The 929-nt window shown below is 63.6% G+C and carries 2 protein-coding genes; one reads left to right on the top strand and one right to left on the bottom strand.

What is annotated here, in order from left to right; all coding sequences use genetic code 11:
- A partial coding sequence (locus tag IC66_RS0112300; protein WP_038947820.1) for an RsiV family protein occupies nucleotides 1-219 on the top strand: 219 nt, incomplete at its 5' end.
- A gap of 7 nt (nucleotides 220-226) precedes the next feature.
- On the opposite strand, the gene IC66_RS0112295 is transcribed toward IC66_RS0112300, so the two are convergent.
- The coding region (locus tag IC66_RS0112295; protein ID WP_244429103.1) for an SRPBCC family protein at nucleotides 227-929 on the bottom strand (703 nt) is incomplete at its 5' end.

Below are 929 nucleotides of genomic sequence, written 5' to 3'. Positions count from 1 at the left end.
AGCCTGCTCAAGGTCGGTGCGGTGACGCTCGCGCCCTCGACCGAGGCGGGCAAGAGCTCCGGGCTGACCTTCCACTATCCGCCCTACGCCGTCGGCCCCTACGTCGAGGGCGAGTATGTCGCCTTCGTGCCGTGGGAAACGCTGAAGCCTTATTGGACCGCGGAAGGCGCGCGCATCTTCGGCGGCGCGCGGCCGAAGGGTGACGCCGAGGAGCCGTGAGCGGTCGCTAACTGGCCCGCGCCAGCGTCCGCGCAAGTGAGTCCGTCCAATCGGGAATCCAGGAGGCGAATAGCGCCTGCCAGCGATCGGCATCCGCCGGCTCGGTATCAAGGGAGACCGACCATTCGATGAGGGTACGATCGCCCTCGACGATCGGGCGCAGATGCATGGTGCCTTGATAGCGCGTCGGCGCCGGCGTCTGGCTTCCGTCATCTTGCGGATACGGCAGCGCTTCGAGACCGGCATAGGTCAGGGTATGCTGCCGGTCCGAGTGATCGACCAGGCGCTGGCGGATCCAGTTTCCGAGATAGCAGAAGCGTCTGACGGCGCCGACTTCATCGCCGCGCTTGTCGTCTTCGATCTCGCTCTCGCTCACGCCGTCGATGTAAGCGGGATAGTTGTTGAAGTCGCGGATCAGCGACCAGACTTCGTCCAGCGGGCGGTCCAGCACGGCGCTGTAATAAGCTTGGGTCATCGGTGGCTTGCCTTTGGATTTCGTTACGCGCAGAGGTTGGCGAATTGCGCGGGCAAAACCCACCCGATTTCCGACTGCCCATCCGATGGGCATGCTGTTTTCACACAACATGGCGATCTCGTTGGTAGCGCTACCTTGCGGGGGCGCTGCAAAGCCGACTAGAATGGCGCATTGAGAAGAGCACCCGACGTCACGGGCGCCGCTGGGAGGATTCAATGTCCAAGATTTCGCGCCG

Origin of the sequence: Bradyrhizobium genomosp. III (assembly GCF_000261705.1) — a bacterium.
In the GTDB taxonomy this organism is placed as follows: domain Bacteria; phylum Pseudomonadota; class Alphaproteobacteria; order Rhizobiales; family Xanthobacteraceae; genus Bradyrhizobium; species Bradyrhizobium ottawaense.
Note: the sequence above shows the minus strand (reverse complement) of the source record. Positions and strands in the feature narration are given on the sequence as shown.